This is a genomic window from Azotobacter chroococcum (assembly GCF_004339665.1).
Taxonomy (GTDB): domain Bacteria; phylum Pseudomonadota; class Gammaproteobacteria; order Pseudomonadales; family Pseudomonadaceae; genus Azotobacter; species Azotobacter chroococcum.
The window spans coordinates 14,138-33,329 of record NZ_SMMU01000034.1 but is presented as its reverse complement, the minus strand read 5'-3'; the positions used below and the strand labels follow the sequence as shown (position 1 = coordinate 33,329).

Annotated in this window: 14 protein-coding genes; 3 read left to right on the top strand and 11 right to left on the bottom strand. The window is 66.5% G+C overall.

Annotated elements, in window-relative coordinates; all coding sequences use genetic code 11:
* The 3 genes from EV691_RS19220 to EV691_RS19210 all read right to left on the bottom strand — a co-directional run.
* Positions 1-869, bottom strand: an 869-nt coding sequence (locus EV691_RS19220; RefSeq protein ID WP_131837560.1) for a HAMP domain-containing protein, incomplete at its 3' end; no start/stop codon positions are given.
* Positions 870-883: 14 nt separating this feature from the next.
* Positions 884-2,746, bottom strand: coding sequence for a bifunctional diguanylate cyclase/phosphodiesterase (locus tag EV691_RS19215; RefSeq protein WP_131299345.1), 1,863 nt, complete (start codon positions 2,744-2,746; stop codon positions 884-886).
* Positions 2,747-2,892: 146 nt separating this feature from the next.
* The gene (locus tag EV691_RS19210; RefSeq protein ID WP_242672580.1) at positions 2,893-3,525 is read right to left on the bottom strand and encodes a phosphoesterase; all 633 of its coding nucleotides are present in this window, start codon (positions 3,523-3,525) and stop codon (positions 2,893-2,895) included.
* Between the two features lie 59 nt (positions 3,526-3,584).
* Here EV691_RS19210 and lpxO point away from each other — a divergent pair, with 59 nt between their 5' ends.
* Both lpxO and EV691_RS19200 read left to right on the top strand, forming a co-directional pair.
* Positions 3,585-4,487, top strand: a complete 903-nt coding sequence (lpxO, locus tag EV691_RS19205; protein ID WP_131299348.1) for a lipid A hydroxylase LpxO — start codon at positions 3,585-3,587, stop codon at positions 4,485-4,487.
* Positions 4,488-4,833: 346 nt separating this feature from the next.
* The gene (locus EV691_RS19200) at positions 4,834-5,460 is read left to right on the top strand and encodes a 3-hydroxyacyl-CoA dehydrogenase family protein (protein WP_131299351.1); all 627 of its coding nucleotides are present in this window, start codon (positions 4,834-4,836) and stop codon (positions 5,458-5,460) included.
* A 237-nt stretch (positions 5,461-5,697) separates the two neighbouring features.
* On the opposite strand, the gene EV691_RS19195 is transcribed toward EV691_RS19200, so the two are convergent.
* Genes EV691_RS19195 through EV691_RS19185 form a run of 3 tightly spaced genes read right to left on the bottom strand, consistent with a single transcriptional unit; the run spans position 5,698 to position 11,495 of the window.
* Positions 5,698-7,209: an efflux transporter outer membrane subunit gene (locus tag EV691_RS19195; protein WP_131299354.1), complete on the bottom strand. Its 1,512-nt coding sequence runs from the start codon at positions 7,207-7,209 to the stop codon at positions 5,698-5,700.
* Positions 7,206-10,343 (bottom strand): efflux RND transporter permease subunit, encoded by a 3,138-nt coding sequence (locus tag EV691_RS19190; protein ID WP_131299357.1) that lies wholly within the window; start codon positions 10,341-10,343, stop codon positions 7,206-7,208. Before EV691_RS19190 ends, EV691_RS19195 begins: the two co-directional genes overlap by 4 nt.
* Positions 10,344-10,346: 3 nt before the next feature.
* Entirely contained in the window at positions 10,347-11,495 is a 1,149-nt protein-coding gene (locus EV691_RS19185) for an efflux RND transporter periplasmic adaptor subunit (protein ID WP_131299360.1), read from the bottom strand.
* A gap of 228 nt (positions 11,496-11,723) precedes the next feature.
* On the opposite strand from EV691_RS19185, the gene EV691_RS19180 reads away from it, so the two are divergent.
* Complete coding sequence (locus EV691_RS19180; RefSeq protein WP_131299362.1) at positions 11,724-12,509, top strand: IclR family transcriptional regulator; 786 nt, start codon at positions 11,724-11,726, stop codon at positions 12,507-12,509.
* A gap of 97 nt (positions 12,510-12,606) precedes the next feature.
* Here the strand turns inward: EV691_RS19180 and mgrA are convergent, their stop codons facing one another.
* The 5 genes from mgrA to EV691_RS19160 all read right to left on the bottom strand — a co-directional run bounded on the left by mgrA (position 12,607) and on the right by EV691_RS19160 (position 19,085).
* Positions 12,607-13,650: an L-glyceraldehyde 3-phosphate reductase gene (mgrA, locus tag EV691_RS19175; protein ID WP_131299365.1), complete on the bottom strand. Its 1,044-nt coding sequence runs from the start codon at positions 13,648-13,650 to the stop codon at positions 12,607-12,609.
* Between the two features lie 297 nt (positions 13,651-13,947).
* Positions 13,948-15,666 (bottom strand): carbohydrate porin, encoded by a 1,719-nt coding sequence (locus EV691_RS19170; protein WP_131299368.1) that lies wholly within the window; start codon positions 15,664-15,666, stop codon positions 13,948-13,950.
* A gap of 219 nt (positions 15,667-15,885) precedes the next feature.
* A complete protein-coding gene (locus EV691_RS23630; RefSeq protein ID WP_207390225.1) occupies positions 15,886-16,233 on the bottom strand; it encodes a hypothetical protein in 348 nt (115 codons plus the stop codon).
* A 296-nt stretch (positions 16,234-16,529) separates the two neighbouring features.
* Positions 16,530-16,682 carry a hypothetical protein gene (locus tag EV691_RS23445; protein WP_165901261.1) on the bottom strand — a complete coding sequence of 51 codons (153 nt, stop codon included), beginning with the start codon at positions 16,680-16,682 and terminating at the stop codon, positions 16,530-16,532.
* 723 nt (positions 16,683-17,405) lie between these two features.
* On the bottom strand, positions 17,406-19,085 hold the full coding sequence (locus tag EV691_RS19160; RefSeq protein ID WP_131299370.1) for a glycoside hydrolase family 13 protein: 1,680 nt from the start codon (positions 19,083-19,085) through the stop codon (positions 17,406-17,408).
* Positions 19,086-19,192 lie beyond the last annotated feature (107 nt).

The following is a 19,192-nucleotide window of genomic DNA, read 5'->3' as shown; positions in this document are numbered from 1 at the left end:
CCGGCGATCTGTTGCGCGCCGACCAGGATCGAGCCGCTGCCGGCGCGCACGCTGCCGACGATCCGCACCAGGCTGTCCTGCATCTCGCGCAGCGCGCCCAGCAACTGGCCGATCTCGTTGCCCGAGCCGACCGGGATCGCCTGCGACAGGTCGGCCCGCGCCAGGCGCTGCACATGTTCCGCCGCCTCGCCCACCGGGCGGACCACCAAGCCCATCAGCATCGCCCGCAGGGCCAGCAGCAGCAGCAGGGCGACGGTCAGCGCGAGGCCGCCGATGATGGCGAAGGCGGTGAGACTGGCGTGATAGTCGGCCAGCTGCCGTGCGCCATGGGCTTCGAGGTAGGCCAGAGTATCGGCCAGATCTCTGGCGACCTTGGGACCGCGCTTGAAGATCATCTCGTCCTCGAGCTGGTCGTAGGTGCCGGTATCCTGCTCGACCCAGGCCTGCAGCTGCCTGTCGAGCGCCGCCAGGGTTTCGTCCAGATCGCCGGCCACCGTTTCCAGCAGCTGGCGCCCGTCCTCCCGGGCGAACGGCGGCATGGCCTTGAAGTCCGCCAGGGACGTGCGGGCCGTGCCGAGCAGTTCCCGGAGTTCGGCCTGCTGCTCCTGCCGCTCCACCATGCCGACCAGGCCGACGGCGCTCATCTTGCCGTAGGCCTCCAGGTGCGCGAAGACCTTCAGGCTCAGCCTGTCGATCTGGCGCAGCAGGTCGATGCGGGTGGCGGTCTGTGTCCGGTCCTCGAGCGCTTGGTTGGCCATATCGGTGCCGGTGTAGCCCAGCGCGGCGATGATGCCGATCAAGAGCGCGAAACAGGCCAGGGTGGTGGTGACGATCGCCCTGATGCTCAGGCTGCGCAAGAAACCCAACATGAAAATCTCCATAGCTAACTAGCGGACGTCGCGCAGGACTCGGCACGTTCGCATGTGCCTTGGAATGCAAGCGCGGTATCAGGTAATCCGTTCTCCTGCGCCTGCCGGGCGGTGTCCCGGCGCCGCGCCAGCTGGCGGGTGTCGACCAGGTTCAGGCTGTTGCCCGGCACGGCCTTGGCCTGCTGCTTGGCCTGCGAGGCCAGTTCGGCGAGCCGGGCGGCGTCCAGTTGCGCGCAGGTTTCGGGGAACAGCTGGACGCAGCCCAGCGACAGGCTGAGCAGCGGGAATTGGCTGGGGCGGCCCCGGCGGTCATGGCCGCCGAAGTAGCCGGCCTCCAGGTGCTCGCTTCGGTAGTGGCGCTGGCATTGCGCCGCGAAGTCCTCCTGCAGGCGGGCCAGGCGCTGGCGCCAGTCGGCGGAGGTCAGCACCAGCAGGAAGTCGTCGCCGCCGATATGGCCGAGGAAGTCGCACTGCGGGTCGATCCGGGCGCCCAGGCAATGGGCCAGGTCGAGCAGCACCTCGTCGCCCCTGGCGTAGCCGTAGCAGTCGTTGAACGGCTTGAAGTGGTCGATATCCACATAGCAGACCAGCGCCTCGCGGGGGTTCTGCAGCAGGCGGGTCAGGTACTGCTGGATCGGCACGTTGCCGGGCAGCAGGGTCAGCGGGTTGGCGTGGCGCGCCTGCTGCAGCTTCTGCTCGGTGATCAGCCGGAGCACGTCGATGGCCCGGCCGATGCCCCGGTAGCGACCGTCCCGGGTGATCACGAAGTCTTCCTCGATGCGCTGGCGGGCGCGCCCGGTCAGCAGGCGGCTGACCTGCTGCAGGGAATGGCCCTGGTCGACGGCGAGAAAGTCCTCGCCCATCAGCCGCTGGATCGGCCGGCGGGCGAACAGCTCGGTGCCGAAGGGCTTGAGCAGGACATCGGACAGCGCCTGGCGGTGGACCACGCCGACCGGGCGCTGCCCGGCATCGAGGACTGCCAGCAGGTTCAGCGAGGCCTGGCTGCGGAACCGCTCGAGGACCTCGGCGACCGGCGTGCTGTCGGCCACCCCCGGCTGCTCGATGAGCAGCATGCCAAGGTCGCCGCCTTCCTCGACGAGGGACGGGCCGGCCAGCCTGGTCGCTGGCAGGCAGTCGCGGATCTCGGCCGGGCGCTCCGCGGGGCGGGCGAACAGGTAGCCCTGCAGCAGGTCGACGCCCATCTCGACCAGGGTGGCCAGCTCCTCGGGGCGCTCGATGCCCTCGGCGATGATCCGCGCCTCGGAGGCCCTGGCCATGCGCAGGATGGAGTCGACGAATTCGCGCTTGAGCGGGTCGCGGTCGATGCCGTCGATGAAGTGGCGGTCGATCTTCACGTAGTCGGGGCGCAGCTCGGACCACAGGCGCAGGCTGGCGTAGCCGGCGCCGAGGTCGTCGAGGGCGATGGAGAAGCCCATGGCGCGATAGTGGCACAGCGCCGCATCGAGCAGGCCGAAGTCCTCGATGGGGGTCTGCTCGGTCAGCTCGATCACCACCTGTTGCGGCGCGATGCCCAGCTCCTTGAGCAGTTCGAGGGTGTGCCCGGTGCGCCGCCCGGGCTCCAGCAGGACCTCCGGCGAGACGTTGAGGAACAGCCGGCCGTCGAGGCCGAGTTCACGAAAGCGCTGGCAGGCGTTCTTCCGGCACAGGGCTTCCAGCTCGCTGAGCCGGCCGGCGTGGCGGGCGGCGCCGAACAGCGGCATGGGCGCGTGCAGGGGGCTGTTGGAGGGGCCGCGGCTCAGCGCCTCGTAGCCGTGGACGCAGCGTTCGGAGAGGCTGAGGATGGGCTGGAACAGGGTGCTCAGGGTGCCGCGGGCAAGGATCAGGTCCAGGGCGCTCAGCTGCTCGGTGACGGTCATGGAGGGACCCCCGCTGGGGTAAGGCAAAATGCCATAATGTTGGTGCCGGGCTATTCCACGACAATTCCATGACGGTTGTATGACGTTCGTGCCAGATTCCTCGAAAAAGCGCGGCGTCCGGCCCGGGCGCGGCCCGTAGCCGCGCCTCAGTCGCGCCAGGCGCGCGGGGCGAAGGCCGCCGGCCGGCCGGAGAGGGCCGTCGCCAGGCGGTCCAGCCAGACCTCGACCGGCAGCCGCGGGGCCTCGGTGGCGGCGCCGATGGCGAGCAGGCCGAGGAGCAGGACGCCGGCCGGGATGCGCCGCAGCGCGAGGCCTTCGAGACGGCGCAGGAAGAGCAGAGCGCCGGCCGTGCCGAGCAGGCAGCCGGCGACGGCCTCGGACACGGGGTGCGTGGCAGCGGCGATCTGCAGCAGGCCGTACCACCAGGCTACCGCCAGCGCCGCGAGGGCCGCCGGCCAGCGCCAGGCGGGGCGGATCTGCCGGGCCAGCAGACTGGTCAGGACCACCAGCATCAGGGTCGCGTTCATCGCCTGGCCGCTGATGACCGTGAGGTCCAGGGCGCGTATGCCGAACCCCCAGCCCTTGAAGGCGAGCTTGCTCAGGGCGACCGGCAGGTAGCAGGCGCCGAGGGTGACCAGCCAGGCCAGCAGCGCGCGCGGAGATCTTCCCGCCAGCAGCCAGACCGCGATCACCCCGGCCGCCGGCAGCATGACCGCCAGGTCGGAATAGCGGGTCAGCCCGTCCGGCAGCATGGCGCCTGTCCGCTTCGTTGATGGCATCTCGGTCCGCTCCGGCGTAGCATGGTTTTTTCCTTTTTCCAGTCATGATCCCAGTGCCCGTGAAATTCCTCATCCTTGCAGTTCTGGTCTTTTCCGTCGGCTATGTGCATCTGCGCGGCCGGGTCCGTCACAAGCTCCCCCGTCAGCTCACCGACCATTCGAGCTTCCTGGCGCCGCTGAACACCCTCCTGTATCTGACCTCCAGCGTGCCCAACAAGCCCTACCTGTCGCCCGACGACTTCCCGGAGATGAAGCGCTTCCAGGACAACTGGGAGACCATCCGCGACGAGGCGCAGGCGCTGTTCCAGGCCGGTGAGATCAAGCGTTCCAACACCTACAACGATGCCGGCTTCAACTCCTTCTTCAAGAGCGGCTGGAAGCGCTTCTACCTGAAGTGGTACGGCGGCGACAGCCATCCCTCGGCGAGCAAGCTGTGCCCGAAGACCACCGCGCTGCTGCAGGAGGTCGGCTCGGTCAAGGCGGCGATGTTCACCGTGCTGCCGCCGGGCGCGCGGCTGGTGCGTCACCGCGACCCCTACGCCGGTTCGCTGCGCTACCATCTGGGCCTGTCCACCCCCAACGATCCGGCTTGCTTCATCAGCGTCGACGGCGAGCACTACGCCTGGAAGGACGGCGAGGCGGTGGTGTTCGACGAGACCTACATCCACCATGCCGAGAACACCACCGACCAGGATCGCCTGATCTTCTTCTGCGACATGGAGCGCCCCTTGAAGTATGGCTGGGCGACCGCGCTGAACCGCTGGTTCAGCCGCACGGTGATGGCCGCCGCCAGCTCGCCCAACGACGCCGGCGACAGGACCGGCGGGGTCAATCGTGCCTTCAAGTACCTGTACCGGCTGCGCCTACAGGGCAAGGCGCTGAAGAAGCGCAGCCGCAACCTCTACTACAGCCTGAAGTGGGGCACGCTGGGCGGTCTGTTCGGGATGTTCCTGCTCAGCTGATACCTCGCGCAGTGCAGGAAACCGGGCCACCTTGTGTGGCCCGTTTCGTTACCGGGCGCTGCCGGAGGCGTCCTGCTTCCGGCGTCCCTTCCATGCCGGGGCTGGCGGCGGGCGAGGCGCTGTGTTGGAATCCGGCATCCTTGTCATGGCGCAATGACATTATTATCCCGAGGTAGCCCGTCGGGCGCTTCGAGCCGTCGCGTGCCGGTCACGCCGCCGCACGGTATGATCCGGCGCGGCGCGCACAGGGGGCCGGCCAGCCTGTGCTTCGGGGCGGGACCGGCGATCGAGCGCGACCGACCTCCTGCCCGGCCAGGGACAATAACAACAAGAATGGAACCCCTCCATGTCTTCACCCTCCATTGCCATCCTCGGCTCCGACCCGAGAGGCATCGGCATTGCCACCCACTTCGCGCGGCATGGCCATGAGGTGCTGCTGTTCTATCCCTCGGCGGAGCAGCTCGCCGGCGTCCCGGCCGCGGCCCGGGCGATCCTGACCGAGCTGGCCGATGCCGGTCGTTTCGAGCGGGAGCGGACGGCGGCGACCCTGGCGCGGCTCGCCACCAGCATGCGGCTCAAGGACGTCGCCGGCGTCTGGCTGCTCATCGAGACGCTTCCCGAGCGGCTCGAGCTCAAGCGGGCGCTCTACGCCGAGCTGGAGCGGATCGTCGATGCCGAGGCCGTCATCGCCAGCAACACGCGCGACCTGTCCCCCGACCGGCTGGCCGAGAACATGCGCCATCCCGGGCGGCTGCTGATCGTCCATTTCCAGAGCCCGCCCCACCTGATCCCGCTGGTGGAAGTCGTGCCGGGCCGTCTGACCCGGGCCGAGCACCTCGAGCGCGTCCGGGCGCTGCTGGCCGGGATGGCGCTGGAGGTCATGGTGCTGGACAAGGCCATTCCGGAAGCGGCGGATCCCGGAGCGTCGGCCAGCGCCTGCGCGCAAGCCCTGCTCGAGGAGACGGTCGACTAGGGCATTTTCATGAAATACCGGATCACTGCTGCAACTGTAGGTCGGGTTAGCCCGTAGGGCGTAACCCGACGCGACAGGCAATGCCGGGCAGGCTGTCGGGTTACGCTACGCTAACCCGACCTACGGAGCGGCCATCCACGCATGTCGTTATCCTGATCGCCCCCCAAAGGCGAATCTGAATAGGGTGAAACTGCTCTAGGGTCGGGCTGCCTTGCGTGGCCCGGTCGCGCTGCCAGTTCAGGGTGTGACGGCGGCCGTCGTCGCCGCATCGGCGATGCTGCCGCGTTCCCAGCCGCCGCCGAGCGCCTTGTACAGGCCGACTTCGCCGTTCAGCTGCAGCAGACGGTCGTTGAGCCGCTGCTGCTGGGCGGCGAAGAGTTCGCGCTGGGCGTCGAGCACCGTCAGGTAGCTGTCGACGCCCTCGTCGTAGCGCTGGCGGGCCAGCTCGTAGTAGGCCTGGTTGTTGTCGACCAGGTCGCCCTGGGCCTTGAGCTGGTCGTCGTAGGTGCCGCGCGCGGCCAGGCCGTCGGCGACTTCGCGGAAGGCGGTCTGGATGCTGTACTCGTAGGCGGCGACGTTGATTTCCTTCTGCAGCTTGGTGTACTCCAGGTTCCCCTTGAGCCGCCCGAAGGTGAAGATCGGAATGTTGATCGTCGGCACGGCGTTCCAGGTACCCGAGCCGGAGTCGAACAAGCCGGACAGATCGCGGCTGGCGGTGCCCGCCCGGGCGGTCAGGCTGATGTTCGGGAAGAACGCCGCGCGCGCCGCGCCGATGCTGGCGTTGGCGGCCAGCAGGCGGTGCTCGGCGGCGCGGATGTCCGGCCGGCGCAGCAGCAGGTCGGAGGGCAGTCCGGCGGGGAAGCCGGCGAGCATGGCGTCGTTGATGTCGAGGCCGGCCGGCAGGTCGGTCGGGAAGGGACCGCCGATCAGCAGCCGCAGGGCGTTGACGTCCTCGGCGATCTGCCGGGTGTAGAGGGCCTTCTGCGCGCGGGCCTGGTCCACCAGGGTCTTCGCCTGGCGCACGTCGAGCTGCGAGGCGACGCCCACTTCCTCGCTGGCCTCGATCAGTTTCAGGCTCTCCTCGTAGCTGGCCAGGGTCGACTCGGTCAGCTTGAGCTGGGCCTGGTCGGTGCGCCAGGCGAAGTAGGCGGTGGCCACGTCGCCGACCAGGGCGATGTGCACGTTGCGCCGGTCTTCCTCGGTGGCCAGGTAGTCCTCCTTGGTCTGGCGGGTGAGGCTGCGGATGCGCCCGAACAGGTCCGCCTCCCAGGCGCTGGTGCCCAGCGTCACGGAGTGGTGGGTCTGGATGAAGGCCTCGGGCTTGGGGGCCGCGCTCGTCTGGCCGCCCTCGCTGCTGCCGCCGCTGGCCCCGCCGCCGCCGCCGCTGCCGTAGTCGGCGGGCCAGCGCTGACGGCTCTGGGTGCCTTCCACGTCGATCTGCGGGAACAGCTCGGAGCGCTGCACGCGGTACAGCGCGCGATAGGCTTCCACGTTGAGCACCGCCTGGCGCAGGTTGCGGTTGTTGTCCACGGCCAGCGCGACCATCTGCCTGAGCGCCGGGTCGCGGAAGAACTCCTCCCAGCCGAAGTCCGCGGCCGGCCGGGTGGCCGGCTGCTCCGGCGCATAGGCGGCGTCCTGCGGCCAGGTGGCGTCGACCGGCGCTTCCGGGCGCAGGTAGTCGGGAATCATTGTGCAGCCCGGCAGTGCCAGGGCGCAGGCCACCGCCAGGGTCAGGTATTTGCGCTTCATGCAGTCACTCCTTCGGTTTCGGCCGTCCTTTCTTTTCTTTCAAACACCCTGACCACCATGACGTAGAACAGCGGCACGAAGAATATGGCCAGGAAGGTCGCCGCCAGGGTCCCGCCGAGCACGCCGGTGCCGATCGAGTGCTGGCTGCCGCTGCCGGGGCCGGTGGCGATGGCCAGCGGCAGCACGCCGAGGGCGAAGGCGATCGAGGTCATGATGATCGGTCGCAGACGCAGGCGCGCGGCCTCGCTGGCGGCCTGCAGCAGGGTGCGGCCCTGGTGCTCGTGGAGGTCCTTGGCGAACTCGACGATGAGGATCGCGTTCTTCGCCGCGAGACCCATGGTGGTGAGCATGCCGACCTGGAAGAACACGTCGTTGGACAGCCCGCGCAAGAGCGTGGCGGCCACCGCGCCGAGCACCCCGAGCGGCACCACCAGCATCACCGAGAAGGGCACCGACCAGCTTTCGTACAGCGCCGCCAGGCAGAGGAACACGATCAGCAGCGACAGCGCGTAGAGCGCCGGCGCCTGCGAGCCGGCGGCGCGTTCCTCGTAGGATAGCCCGGTATAGGCGATGCCAATGCCCGGCGGCAGCTGGGCGGCGATGCGGTTCACCGCCGCCATGGCGTCGCCGGTGCTGTAGCCCGCGGCCGGCTGGCCGAGGATCTCCACCGAGGAGATGCCGTTGTAGCGCTCCAGCTTGGGCGAGCCATAGACCCACTGGCCGCTGGCGAAGGCGGAGAAGGGCACCATCTGGTCTTCGGCGTTGCGCACGTACCACTTGTCGAAGTCCTCGGGGGCCAGGCGCGCGTCCTGCTTGCCCTGGACGTAGACCCGCTTCACCCGGCCGCGGTCGATGAAGTCGTTGACGTAGGCCGAGCCCCAGGCCACCGACATGGTGTTGTTGATCTCCGCGATGGACACCTGCAGCGCGCGGGCCTTCTCGTCGTCGATGGTCACCTGGTACTGCGCCTCGTCGTCCTTGCCGTTCGGACGCACCATGGTCAGCACCGGCTCCTGCGCGGCCAGCCCGAGGAACTGGTTGCGCGCCGCCATCAGCGCCTCGTGGCCGAGGCCGGCGTAGTCCTGCAGGAAGATGTCGAAGCCGCTGGCGTTGCCCATCTCGCGCACCGCCGGCGGCACCACCGGGATCACCATGGCGTCCTTGATCTGCGCAAAGCGCACGGCCGCCCGCCCGGCCAGGGCGAAGATGTCCTGCGCGGGCGTGGTGCGCTCGCTGAAGGGCTTCAGGCTGACGAACAAGAGGCCCGAGCTCTGCCCACGGCCGGCGAAGTTGAAGCCGTTGACGGTGAACGCCGAGGCGACGGTGGCGCCTTCCTCGTTGAGCAGCCAGTCGCGGGCCTCGGCCAGCACCGCCTCGGTGCGCTCGGCGCTGGAGTTCGGCGGCAGCTGCACCTGCACGAACAGCGTGCCCTGGTCCTCGTTGGGCAGGAAGGAGCCGGGCAGCCGCTCGAACAGGAAGGCGACGCCGCCGATCAGCAGCAGGTAGATCAGCATGAAGCGCCAGCGCCGCTTGAGGATGCCGCCCACGCCGCGCTGGTAGCCGTCGGCGCTGCGCTCGAAGGTGCGGTTGAACCAGCCGAAGAAGCCGCGCTTCTCGTGATGCTCGCCCTGGGGCACCGGCTTGAGCAGGGTGGCGCAGAGCGCCGGGGTGAAGACCAGCGCGATCAGCACCGAGAAGGACATCGCCGAGATGATGGTAATGGCGAACTGCCGGTAGATGACCCCGGCGGAGCCGCCGAAGAAGGCCATCGGCAGGAACACCGCGGAGATCACCAGGGCGATGCCGACCAGCGCGCCGGAGATCTGCCCCATCGACTTGCGGGTCGCCTCCTTCGGCGACAGGCCTTCCTCGACCATGATCCGCTCGACGTTCTCCACCACCACGATGGCGTCGTCGACCAGCAGGCCGATGGCCAGCACCATGGCGAACATGGTCATCACGTTGATGGTGAAGCCGCAGGCGAACAGCACGCCGAAGGTAGCCAGCAGCACCACCGGCACCGCCAGGGTGGGGATCAGGGTGGCGCGGAAGTTCTGCAGGAACAGGTACATCACCAGAAAGACCAGCACGATGGCCTCGAACAGGGTGTGCACCACCGCCTCGATGGAGGCGGAGACCATCGGCGCGGTCTCGTAGGGATAGACCACCTCGACGCCTTCGGGCAGGTAGGGCTTGAGGTTGTCCACCGTCTCGCGCACCGCCGCCACGCTCTCCAGCAGGTTGGCGCCGGGCGCCAGGCGCAGGGCCATGCCGGCCGCCGGCATGCCGTTGAACCGGGAGGCGATCGAGAAGTTCTCGGCGCTCAGGCCGACCTCGGCGACGTGCTTGAGGCGGATCTGCGAGCCGTCGCGGTTGACCTTGAGGAGGATCTCCCTGAACTCGTCGGCGCTGCGCATCCGGGTCTTGCCGATCACCGTGGCGTTGAGCTGCACGCCCCTGCTGGCCGGCAGGCCGCCGAGCTGGCCGGAGGAGATCTGCACGTTCTGCGCGCTGACCGCGTCGACCACGTCCTGCGGGGTGAGCTGGTAGCTGTTGAGCTTCTCCGGGTCGAGCCAGATGCGCATCGCGTACTGCGAGCCGAACACCTGGAAGTCGCCGACCCCCTTGGTCCGCGAGATCGGGTCCTGCAGGTTGGAGATGATGTAGTTGCCCATGTCGAAGCCGGTCATCCGACCGTCGGTGGACACCAGGCCGATGATCAGCATGAAGTTGACCTGGTACTTCACCACCCGGATGCCCTGGCGCTGCACTTCCTCGGGCAGCATCGGGGTGGCCAGCTGCAGCTTGTTCTGCACCTGGACCTGGGCGATGTCGGGGTCGATGCCCTGCTCGAAGGTCACGGTGATCTGCAGGCTGCCGTCGGCGTTGCTGACCGAGGAAATGTAGCGCAGGCCGTCGAGGCCGTTGAGCTGCTGCTCGATCACCTGCACCACGGTGTCCTGCACCGTCTGCGCCGAGGCGCCGGGGTAGGTGACGCTGATCTGGATCGCCGGCGGGGCGATGTTCGGGTACTGGGTGATCGGCAGCTTGAGGATGGCCAGGGCGCCGCCGAGCATGATCACCAGGGCGATCACCCAGGCGAAGATCGGCCGGTCGATGAAGAAGCGCGACATGATTCAGCGTCCCCCCTGGCCGGTGGTGGGCGCGAAGTCGGCCACCAGGTCGATGTTGCCGGCCTCGACCGGTTTGACCGTGGCGCCGCCGCGCACCCGCTGGGTGCCCTCGACGACGATCCGCTCGCCGCTGGCCAGGCCCTCGCCGATCAGCCAGGCGTTGCCCACGGTGCGCAGGGTTTCCAGCTCGCGCAGCTCGACGCGGTTGTCCGGCTTGACCACCCAGGCGGTGGCGACGCCGCGGACATCGCGAATGACCGCCTGCTGCGGGACCAGGATGGCGTTCTGCTGCACGCCTTCCTTGAGCTGGGCGTGGACGAACATGCCGGGCAGCAGCTTGCGCTCGGGGTTGGGGAAGACCGCGCGCAGGGTCACCGAGCCGGTGCCCTGGTCGACGTTGACCTCGGAGAACTTCAGGGTGCCGGTCAGCGGATAGACGCTGCCGTCCTCCAGGGTCAGGCTGACCTCGGCCTGGTCCTTGCCGCTGCTCTGCAGGCGGCCGGACTCCAGCGCGCTGCGCAGTTCGAGGAGGCGGACGATCGGCTGGGTGACGTCGACGTAGATCGGATCGAGCTGGTGCACGGTGGCCAGCGCCTGGGTCTGGCCGGTGGTGACCAGCGCGCCCTCGGTGATGGTGGAGCGGCCGATGCGCCCGCTGATCGGCGCCAGCACCTTGGTGTACTGCACGTCGATGCGCCGGACCCGCACCTCGGCCTGGGCCTGCTTCCAGGCGGAGATCGCGTCGTCGTACTGCTGGCGGCTGACCGCGCTGGTCTGCAGCAGCCGCTCGTAGCGCTTGGCGAGGTTCTCGGCGGTGCTCAGGTTGGCCTCGCTGCGGGCCAGTTCCGCCTCGTAGGTGCGCGGGTCGATCTGGTAGAGCGGCTGGCCCTTCTTCACCTCGCTGCCTTCGGTGAACAGGCGCTCCTGGAGGATGCCGCCGACCTGCGGGCGCACCTCGGCGACCCGGAAGGCCGAGGTGCGGCCCGGCAGGTCGGTGGTCAGGGTCAGCGGCTGCGCCCGCACGGTATAGACGCCGACTTCCGCAGGCGGCGCGGGGGCGGCCGCCTGCTCGGCCTCCTTGCACGCCGCCAGCAGCAGGATTAGGGCCAGCGGCAGGCTTTGGATGAAGGGGAATGGAGCTCTGCGTTTCACGGGGCGGCTCTCCTGGTGAAAGGGGGAAAGAGGGATTTTTGTACCGTATTGCGGTGCAGTGTATCATTAGGTGGTTTTTACTGGGTAATAGCAGATTCGTAAAAACCTGTGACAGGAGAGAAAATGCCGGCCGGTTCAGGGAGGAGTGGCAGGGGCGGTCGATTCGACCGTTCCGCGCCGGGGATGTGCGGGCGGAGGGGCCGCGATGATTTTGACGAGTAGCCAGTGATGAGCAGAGAAGCGCCGGAAACCGGCGAAGAGAGCAAGGCGGGCGGCATCCAGGTGATCGCCCGCGCCGCGGCGATCATGCGTACCCTGAGCGAGCATCCCCAGGGACTCAGCCTGGCGGCGATCGCCCAGGCGGTTAAGCTGCCACGCTCCACCGTGCAGCGCATCGTCTGCGCGCTGGAGACCGAGTACCTGGTCGAGGCCATGGGCCCCAGCGGCGGCTTCCGCCTGGGCGCGGCGGTGGGCCAGTTGGTCTACCAGACCCAGACCGACATCATTTCCCTGGTGCGGCCCTATCTGGAGTGCCTGTCCAACCGGCTACAGGAGTCGGTGGCCCTGTCCAAGCCGGCCGGCGAGAAGATCCACGTGATCGACCGCATCGTCGCCGAGCGCGACCTGCGCGTGGTGTTTCCCATCGGCGCCTTCGCGCCCATGCATTCGACCTCGGCCGGCAAGGTGCTGCTGGCCGGCCTCGGCGACGACGAGGTGCGTGCGCTGTTGCCCGATCCGCTGCCGCAGATGACCCGCCACACCCGCGACCTGCCGGCCCTGTTGGCCGAGCTGGCGGAGATCCGCAAGACCGGCTTCACCTTCGACCATGAGGAGTGCAGCGAGGGCATCAGCGGCGGCTCGGTGGCCCTGGACACCTACCTGGGCCGCTACGCCATCTCCGTGGTGCTGCCCTCCGCGCGCGCGGCGCGGCACGTCGAGGCGATCCAGGAGGCCCTGCTGGCCTGCAAGCGCGATATTGAACGGGCGATCGGCCGCACCGCCTGCCAGCGCTGAAGCAAGAGGCTGCAAGCCCCGAGGAGCGCAGAAACTACGTCGGGGCTGCAGCGGATGGGCTTGGCATCAGGTCTGGTAGCCGATGCGCAAGGCTTTTTCAGTCCTTCCAGTCGGTGTAGGGCCTGTCCCAGAGGTTGACCCCGCTTGCGGCGGCATGCTGGTCGATCTCCGCCAGTTCCTCGGCGTCGAACGCCAGGTTGTCCAGGGCGGCGACGTTCTCGACGAGCTGCTCCGGGCGACTGGCGCCGATCAGCGCCGAGGTCACCCGCGCATCGCGCAGCAGCCAGGCCAGGGCCAGTTGGGCCAGGCTCTGGCCGCGTCGGCGGGCGATTTCATTGAGCGCCCGGGCCCGCCGGAGATTCGCCTCGGACAGGTACTCGGGACGCAGCGAGGCGCCGCCGGGGCGGTTGACCCGCGCATCGGCGGGCACGCCGTGCAGGTACTTGTCGGTGAGCAGGCCTTGGGCCAGCGGGGTGAAGGCGATCACCCCGGCGCCGAGTTCCTCGGTGGTGGCCAGCAGATCCTTTTCCAGCCAGCGGTTGAATAGGTTGTAGGCCGGCTGGTGGATCAGCAGCGGCACCTTGTGCTCGCGCAGCAGGGCGGCGATCTCCCGGGTCTTGCCTTCCGAGTAGGCGGAGATGCCCACATACAGCGCCTTGCCCTGGCGGACGGCGTCGGCCAGGGCGCCGGCGGTCTCCTCCAGCGGCGTGTGCGGATCGAAGCGGTGCGAATAGAAGATGTCCACATAGTCGACGCCCAGGCGCCTGAGGCTCTGGTCGAGGCTGGCGAGCACGTACTTGCGCGAACCGCCGCCCTGGCCGTAGGGGCCGGGCCACATGTCCCAGCCGGCCTTGGTGGAGAGGATCAGCTCGTCGCGGTAGGGGCGAAAATCCTCGCGCAGCAGGCGGCCGAAGTTGATCTCGGCGCTGCCGTAGGGCGGCCCGTAGTTGTTGGCCAGGTCGAAGTGGTTGATGCCGAGGTCGAAGGCGGTGCGCAGCAGGGCGCGCTGGGTGTCGAGCGGGGTGCTGTCGCCGAAGTTGTGCCACAGGCCCAGGGACAGGGCCGGCAGCACCAGGCCGCTGCGGCCGACGCGGCGGTAGGGGATGCGCTCGTAGCGGTTCGGCGCGGCGCTATAGCTCATGGGGGATTCCTTTTCGCAGAGGCACAAGTGAGAAATCAGCTACGGCGTCAATCCAGTGCAGGGACTCGATGAGACCGATCGAACCCCAGCATAGAAAGCGGTGCATCACACGGATAGAAGAGGCTTGTGCTGCAACAGGTAATTTTGTGCTCTGTCGTGAAGACGCTGGCGATCGATGAAAGGATGGCCGGTACGGTACCGTACCGGCCTCCCGATTGAGGCGAGCCGTAGCGTTAGCGGCTGGTGCTCTCCCTGCTTCAGTGCTTATCCACAGCCACCGGGAGCGACCGACGGCCCCTAGAACCAGGTCTCCATCTGCGTTCCGAATTGCCAGGTACCGCCGGACTTGAAGCCTTTCTGGCCGAAATCGTCTTTCGTGCTGAAGTTGTCGAGCTCCTTGGACCAGTCCATATAGGTGGCGAACAGGCGCAGTTCGGGGCGCTCGAAGAAGTCTCCGGACTCTGCCTTGAAGGTCGGCGCCAGGGTGAATTTCCAGAAGTCGCCGCTGGCCGCTTGCCGGCCGTCGTAGCCGAGCGGATCGAGGTCCATGCTCTGCCAGCTGAACTCGTAGACCATTTCGAAGTTGCTGGTCAGTTCGTTGGCCAGGCGCATGTTGAAGGTCAGCCAGCGATAGTCGTCGCCGGGCACATAACGATCCTTGCTGTGCTCGGCAACCAGGGCCGGGGCGATGCGCCAATGGTCGCTCAGGCGGGTTTGGCCATACATGGCCAGGCGCAACGCCCGGGCATCGTCGATCAGCTCGCCGTCGGAGCCGATGCTCTTGAGTTCCGCGCCAAGCCCCAAGCCATACAGCAGCGCGGCCTTGAACATGCCTTCCTGGCCGAAAAAGTCCGGCCGGTGATAGGCCAGCAGGCCATGCCAGCCGCTTCCGGCCGGGCTGAAGCCTGCCTTGTTCAACCGGTTGCCGCTGTCGTCGACGTCGTATTTCTTATGGTTCAGCCACTTATCGTGTCCCTCAGGCTTGGGGAAACTCTGAACAAGTTCCATCAAATCTGCTGGAATAGTGCCTTCCCATTTATCGAGCCCCTCAGGCTTGGATTCCTTCTTGTTCAGCTTGGCATCGTTCTGATCCGAGTAGATCCCGCTGAGCATGAATTGCCAGCGCCCGTCGTCGAAGAACTGATTGAGAGTGCCGATATAGCTTCTGATGTCCTTGTTGGTCTCGACGTCGAAGTCGCCATAGGAACGGCTCATGAAAGAAGCATTGAGGCTCCAGTCGTCGGTCAGTCGCACGTCGTAGATACCGGCACCGGTTCCTTCAAGGGAAACCACATCCATGTCGAGCCAATGGATATCGAAATTATCCCGATCGCTGCGTTTGCCCGCCCACAGGCGCGCATCGCGCAGCATGGGAATGTCCCGGAACGACGCCAGCTCGTAGAGCTCACTGTATGCCTGCTGCACGTGGATCTTGCTTTCATCCGCCGCCCAGGGGTTGGGCGTCTCCATGCCATCGGCGATTTTCACCGTGAACTTCGCGTGCGTGCCGTTGCTGGCCTGGCTTTCCTTCATGAAGGTCACGCTCGCATAGGTATCGATTTCATTGCCCAGCCGGCCAACGGTACCGCCCACCGAGCCGGCAGGGGTCATGTAGGGACTGCCACGACCCGCACCGGACTCGTGTGAGTTCACGCTCATGCCGGAGCGCGCATACCCGGCAAAAGAGAAGCCCTCCGTCAGACCCTCGATCGGGTCGACCGAAGATGCCAGCTCCGAAGTGCGGCCCTCCAGGGATTGCTGGCGTGCTTCGACCTGGGCAACGCGCTCGCTGAGCGACAATTGCAGTTGTGTAGGTAGCGAGGAATTAATGGCGAACTGCCTGTTGAGGTGCTCGACCTCCCTGCGCAGCCGCGCGGCGTCGGCTTCGGCCGTCAGGGCACGCGCTTCGAGCCGGGCGAGGCGTTCCTCGACGCTTGGCGCCGGTGCGGCAAGCAGGTTGGTGGAGAGGAAAAGCAGGGAAAAGCCGGCCCAGGGGCGATAGGCTGAAGAATTCATGGGTAATCTCTTCTTGTTTTTGTATTGGCTTGCCAGCGACCGGTCACACAGGCCGGCGCCCGGAGCTATCGCCCGTGCCGGGCGGCCCGACGTCGCGACGTCGGGACAAATCGGGATGGGCCTGTGTCGACGCAGGCAGGTTGTCCCCTGCGCCATGCATGGGGGGCTGGCGAGTTGCTATCTGTCCTGGTTCATGGACGAACGGGGGAAAACCTCTCGTCAGGCCGTCGGTGTGCCCAGCGAGGGCTGCAGCGCCAGGTGACGCCCGAGTGCGTTGCGGGGCGCGTAGTTGCTCACCACGGCTTCGCCCGCGATATCGCGCAGACCGACCGACGGCTCGAGCTCGACCGGCTGCCCGGAAAAGTTGTTGATGCCTGCGAAGTCGCCGATGGCGTCGCCATTGGCGTCGGCGAAAGAGCGTGGGTAAACCTGATGGATCACCGCATTGCACCACCGATCCTGTCCCGTCTGGGCGCTGGTGGCATATATGCCGCCCTGCAGCGACAGCCAGAGCAGACCTGCAGTAGGGAGGGCAGTGGTTTTCAAAAAGTTACGACGCGAATACATATAGCTTCTCTATTGTTTGGCTTGTTGATAAGCAAGGAGGCATCGCCGGCGATTACTTGTTTGTCAGTAAGTGGAGCCGTCCATGAAAAAGTTTGGCCGGTAGACAGCACCTTATTTGCAGGGATGTCCCCCGCAAAGCAGACGATGCCTGCCGCCCTCTTGTTGTTCTTGTTGATTGCCGCCAGGTATTTGGTCCCATGAGGGGAAGTTGGGGCTTTTTCAAGGGGCTGTTGTTGCGTATGTCACTGCCCCGGAATAATTCGGATCAACATATGACCCTTCGCCACAGAGCCGACTCAGAAGGTTTGATGAAGTTGTGCCCGAACTGGCGGCGGAGCAGCCATGCCTATGACATCGCCCAGCCCGATGACGAGGAGGAGGGAAGTACCACCGAGGATGAGGTAATAGAGGAAAAGTTTCATGCCGTACTGCAAATATGGCATGAACATGACCAACTGCCATATCAAGCGTCAAGTTCATAGGTCCACCCTGGACTCATTGTTTTTATAGGAAAACTTGTCATCCCAGTCCAGCCAGCCATCGGAGGCCGTCTGATCGGCGGCGCTCGGTCTTTCCGAGGCGCTGCGGCTGGGACGCGATTGCCGTGAAGCTCACTTTGCTGCGGTTCAATCAAGGCCATTTTTCACAATGCGTTTCCAAACGAGCGATTGTCGATTCGGTTTGATCGCCAGATAAATATCAGACTGATCGCATTGGCCCATGGCTGACAAGATCATGGATTGATGAATGCCGTTTGTTTTCTCTCGATCATAAGAGGCGATTTGTTTCGCGAACAGGGGAAAGTTATGCCTTGATGGGGGGTTCTGTGCTCTGTGATAAGTCAGCACAAAGTGCGGCGTAGCGGTTTGTTTGGCGCCCGTGGATATGGATCAAGAACTTGTTCATGAAGATTATTTACAGTGGGTGGTGCCTCCAATATCAATCGAGGCTGTAGTGGTGAATAAATCGTCCAGTAAGGAAATGCGCATGAAGTATGCATCGGAAGTATTTGTTCAGTTAACTGGAATATGGGATGTTGTAATATCCCGCATCCGTTGCATGGCCTTGGCCGGATGTTTCCAGTAGAAGTTGAATGCTTTAGATGACCGAATGCTCGGTATCCTGGGTGGATACCGAGCATCGGGCACGCTGACGCTTCAACCTGAGGGCGGTTACGGTCCTGTCAACCAGACAGCCGTATTGGCGGGCAGCTCGCCCGGCTCCTCCAGCGGTTCGCTGGACAGCAGTACCTGGCTGCCCGCCGGCAGCTCGGCGGGCTCGGTTCCGAAATTGATCAGGACGCGGACGTCGCCGTTGTCGAAGGCCAGCACATCCTTGCCGGAATCGAGCCACTGCAGTTGGCCGCTGCCCAGTGCATATTCGCGGCGCAACCGCAGCATCTGCCGGTACAGCTCCAGGGTGGAGCCGGCCACTCCTTCCTGGCGATCCACCGCATAGCGGGCGTACGCCGCCGGTTGCGGCAGCCAGCTCCGGTCGCCCGGGCCGAAGCCGAGGGACGGCGCCTGCGCTTCCCAAGGCAGTGGCACCCGGCAGCCGTCGCGGCCGATGTCCGCGCCCCGGGTGCGGATGAACATGGGGTCCTGGCGGTAGTGGGTCTCCAGGGTGGTGTGTTCGGGCAGGCCCAGTTCCTCGCCCTGGTAGATGTAGGCCGAGCCGGGCAGGGCCAGGGTGAGCAAGGCCAGGGCGCGGGCGCGGCGCAGCCCCAGCGCCTCGTTCGGCTGTTCGCCGGCCGCGTCGATACCCTTGGGGTGGGCGCCGGGCCGGCTCAGGCCATAGCGCGAAGGCGCGCGCACGACGTCGTGGTTGGAGGTCACCCAGGTGGTCGTCGCGTCCACCGCGGCCGACAGGGCCAGCGAGGCGTCGATGACGTTCCTGAAGGCCGCCGCTTCCCAGCCTTCGAGCAGCAGGTAGTCGAAATTGAACGCTTGCTGCATCTCGTCGGGGCGGAGGTAGTTCGGCCGGGAGTGGGGGCCGACCACGGCCTCGGCCACCATCATGCGCTCGCCCGGGTATTCGTCGAGGATGCGGCGCCAGGTGCGGTAGATCTCGTGCACGCCGTCCTGGTCCCACATGGGGCCGACCAGCACGCCGTTTTCCTTGCGGTGTTCGGCATCGGGCAGTTCCGCGTCCTTGACCAGGCCGTGCGCCACGTCGACCCGAAAGCCGTCCACGCCCCGGTCCAGCCAGAAGCGCAGCACCTCCTCGAACTCGGCGCGCACCTGCGGGTTGTCCCAGTTCAGGTCGGGCTGCTTGCTGTCGAACAGGTGCAGATACCATTGCCGGTCGCCCGGCGCCCGCGACCAGGCCTGGTCGCCGAATACGCTCTGCCAGTTGTTGGGCGGCAGTTCGCCATTCGCGCCGCGACCGTCGCGGAACAGGTAACGGGCGCGTTCGGGGCTGCCGGGTGGCGACTTGAGCGCCGCCTGGAACCAGGCGTGCTCGTCGGAGCTGTGGTTGGGCACCAGGTCGACGATCACCTTGATGCCCAGGCCATGGGCCTCGTGCAACAGCCGATCGAAATCCTCCAGCGTGCCGAACAGCGGATCGACCGCGCGGTAGTCGGCCACGTCGTAGCCGGCGTCGGCCTGGGGCGATTGATAGAAGGGTGACAGCCACAGCGCATCCACGCCCAGGCGCTTCAGGTAGGGCAGGCGCGAAGCGATCCCCGGCAGGTCACCGATCCCGTCGCCGTTGGCGTCGGTGAAGGAGCGCGGGTAGATCTGATAGATGATCGCATCAGTCCACCACGCCAGCCCGGCCTCGGCTGCCTGGAGGCTGGCCGCGGAGGTGCCGCCCGGGAGCGCCTCCAAGGGCGAAGTCACGGCGGTCATGACGACGGTGCTTGAAAGTTTGCGACGAAACATATGCACTTCCTGTTGTCGAGCCTGTCGACGGGCGACAGGCGCATTTCCTTGTGCATCGGCCGAAAAAGAAGCAG